Consider the following 3,063-nt stretch of genomic DNA (forward strand, 5'->3'; position numbering starts at 1 on the left):
GCCGGTGTGCGCGGTACGGGGTGTGGCTCGATGTGCGTCGGCGGCTGCCGGGCCGGGGTGGCTGGTCGCGCAGTTCCCCGCGCCCCTGGGTCGGGCCGGACCCCTCAGGACACCGGCCGGGCCCGCTCCACCACCGACGCCAGGTCCAGTGTGTGCGGCAGCGTCCCGAACGCCGCGCCCCCGTCCCCGCCCAGCCGCGCCGCGCAGAACGCGTCCGCCACCTGCGGCGGCGCGTACCGCACCAGCAGCGATCCCTGGAGCACCAGCGCGAGGCGCTCCGTCAGCCGCCGCGCCCGCCCCTCGACGCCCTCCAGGTCCGCCAGTTCGGTCAGCAGGTCCTTGATCGCCGCGTCCAGCCGGTGATCCGCCCCGCGCGCCCGCCCCACCTCCCGCAGATAGGCGTCCAGCGCGGCCGGCTCCCGGCGCAGTGCCCGCAGCACGTCCAGCGCCTGGACGTTCCCCGCGCCCTCCCAGATCGAGTTCAGCGGCGACTCCCGCACCAGCCGGGGCATCCCCGACTCCTCCACGTACCCGTTGCCGCCCAGGCACTCCGCCGCCTCCACCGCGAGCGGCGCGCACCGCTTGGTCACCCAGTACTTCGCCGCCGGCACCGCGATCCGCAGCAGCGCCCGCTCCCGCTCGCCGCCGTCGTCGTACGCCGCCGCCAGCCGCAGCGCCAGCGTGGTGGCCGCCTCCGACTCCAGCGCCAGATCGGCCAGCACATTGCGCATCAGCGGCTTGTCGACGAGCTTCCCGCCGAACGCCTCCCGGGACGCGCAGTGGTGCACCGCCTGCGCCACGGCCTGCCGCATCAGCCCCGCCGAGCCCAGCACGCAGTCCAGCCGGGTCGCCGCCACCATCCCCATGACGGCGTGCACCCCGCGCCCCTCCTCGCCGACCCGGCGCGCCCACGTCCCGGCGAACTCGACCTCGGCGGACGCGTTGGACCGGTTGCCCAGCTTGTCCTTGAGCCGCTGGATGAGGAACACGTTGCGCGTGCCGTCCTCCAGCACGCGCGGCACCAGGAAGCACGTCAGGCCCCCGGGCGCCTGCGCCAGCACCAGGAAGGCGTCCGACATCGGCGCCGAGCAGAACCACTTGTGCCCGGTCAGCTCGTACGTGCCGTCCTCGGCCAGCGGGCGCGCCGCCGTCGTGTTCGCCCGTACGTCGCTGCCGCCCTGCTTCTCCGTCATGCCCATCCCGAACAGGGCACCGGGCTTCTGCCCCGGCGGCCGCAGGGCACGGTCGTAGACCGTCGACGTCAGCCGCGGCTCCCACTCCGCCGCCAGCGCCGGATCGGTGCGCAGCGCGGGAACCGCCGCGTGGGTCATCGACAGCGGGCAGCCGTTGCCGGCCTCGACCTGCGTCCACACCAGGAACGCCGCCGCCCGCCGCACATGCCCGCCCGGCCGCCCCCACGCCGCCGCCAGCCCCGCCGAGACGCCCTTGCCGAGCAGCCGGTGCCAGGACGGATGGAAGTCGACCTCGTCGATCCGGTGCCCGTAGCGGTCGTGGGTGCGCAGCCGCGGCGGATTCTCGTTCGCCAGCACCCCCCACTCCTGCACCTGCGCGGATCCGGCGGTCCGCCCCAGCCCCGACAGCTCGGAGCGGCCCTCGTCCAGCACCTCCGGCGCCAGATGCCGCTCGACCGCCTCCACCAGCGCCCGGTCGGCGCCGAACACGTCGTACTGCACCAGCGGGGGAGCCTGATTGGTCACGGTGTGCGTGGTGCCTGCCATGCCCACGAACCTACCCCGCGGTACGCCGCACTCACCCGCCGATCCGGCCTGCGGGTGAGTGCGACCAGCCACGACGGATACCTTTAGGTCGTGCAGCCAGCAAGTGAATCCCCCGATGCGCCCTCCGGCCGCCTCCACCGGGCCCGGGCCCTCTACCGGAACGTCTCCAAGCGCAGGACCGCCTGGCTGCTGCTGAAGGACACCGTCAACTCGTGCATGGAGTACCGCATCCTGGGCCTGGCCGCCGAGGCGGCGTTCTTCACGCTGCTGTCGGTGCCCCCGCTGCTGCTCAGCCTGATCGGCCTCCTCGGCTACGTCGACGCCTGGACCGGCGCCGACACCATCCAGAGCGTGCAGCGCAACCTCCTGGACGCCTCGCAGACGGTGCTCTCCGACCGGGGCGTGAAGGAGATCGCCGAGCCGATCCTGCGGGACGTCACCAAGGGAGGCCGGCCCGACGTGATCTCCCTGGGTTTCCTGATCGCCGTGTGGTCGGGCTCCCGCGCGGTGAACGTCTTCATCGAGACCATCACCGTCATGTACGGCCTCGACGGTGTCCGGGGCATCGTGAAGACCCGGCTGCTGGCCTTCCTGCTGTTCATCGTGGCCCTGCTGATCGGCTCCGTCGCGCTGCCGCTGATGGTGGCGGGACCGGACGCGGTCGTCCGGGTGGTGCCCTGGTCGACGACGCTCGTCCAGATCCTCTACTGGCCGGTCGTCATCCTGCTGTCCGTCGCCTTCCTGACCACGCTGTACCACGTCTCCGTGCCCGTGCGCTCCCCGTGGATCGAGGACGTGCCCGGCGCGCTGGTCGCCCTCGCCATGTGGGTGCTCGGCAGCTTCCTGCTGCGGCTCTACCTGACGAACACCGTCGAGGGGCCCACCATCTACGGCTCCCTCGCCGCCCCCGTCGCCGTACTGCTGTGGATCGGTGTGTCCGCGTTCGCCGTGCTCGTCGGCGCCGCGGTCAACGCGGCCATCGACCGGGTCTGGCCGGCCGCCGCGACGGCCGCGGCCCGCGAGGCGAACGAGCGGCTGCGGCAGGCGCAGGTCGCCGAGTACGTCGCCCGCACCACCGCGGCCGGGGAGGCGGACCCCGACATGCCCTCCGAGTTCCCCGAACGCTGGTCCCGTTTCCTCCCTCCGGAGGATGTCACGGCGCGTCTGCGCACCCACGTGAAGTCCACCCACCCGAGGAACGGCGAGGGGCCGGGGCACGAGGAGAAGTAAGCCGTTTTGCTCGCCCCCGCCGCCCCTTCCCGTCCCGAAACTGGGGCTCCGCCCCAGACCCCGCTCCTCAAACGCCGGAGAGGCTGAAATCAGC

General features: G+C 73.2%; 2 protein-coding genes. One reads left to right on the forward strand and one right to left on the reverse strand.

What is annotated here, in order from left to right; translation table 11 throughout:
* Positions 1 to 104: 104 nt before the first annotated feature.
* Positions 105 to 1,739, reverse strand: a complete 1,635-nt coding sequence (locus ACFV5H_RS34970; protein ID WP_385055135.1) for an acyl-CoA dehydrogenase family protein — start codon at positions 1,737 to 1,739, stop codon at positions 105 to 107.
* A 90-nt stretch (positions 1,740 to 1,829) separates the two neighbouring features.
* On the opposite strand from ACFV5H_RS34970, the gene ACFV5H_RS34975 reads away from it, so the two are divergent.
* A complete protein-coding gene (locus ACFV5H_RS34975) occupies positions 1,830 to 2,969 on the forward strand; it encodes a YihY/virulence factor BrkB family protein (protein ID WP_385055133.1) in 1,140 nt (379 codons plus the stop codon).
* Positions 2,970 to 3,063 lie beyond the last annotated feature (94 nt).

It is taken from the genome of Streptomyces sp. NPDC059787 (assembly GCF_042732315.1).
Classification (GTDB): Bacteria; Actinomycetota; Actinomycetes; order Streptomycetales; family Streptomycetaceae; genus Streptomyces; species Streptomyces atrovirens.

Bases quoted from the DNA above. Each gene is read 5' to 3' on its own strand.
- ACFV5H_RS34970 (WP_385055135.1), bottom strand. From the start codon at position 1,739: ATGGCAGGCACCACGCACACCGTGACCAATCAGGCTCCCCCGCTGGTG.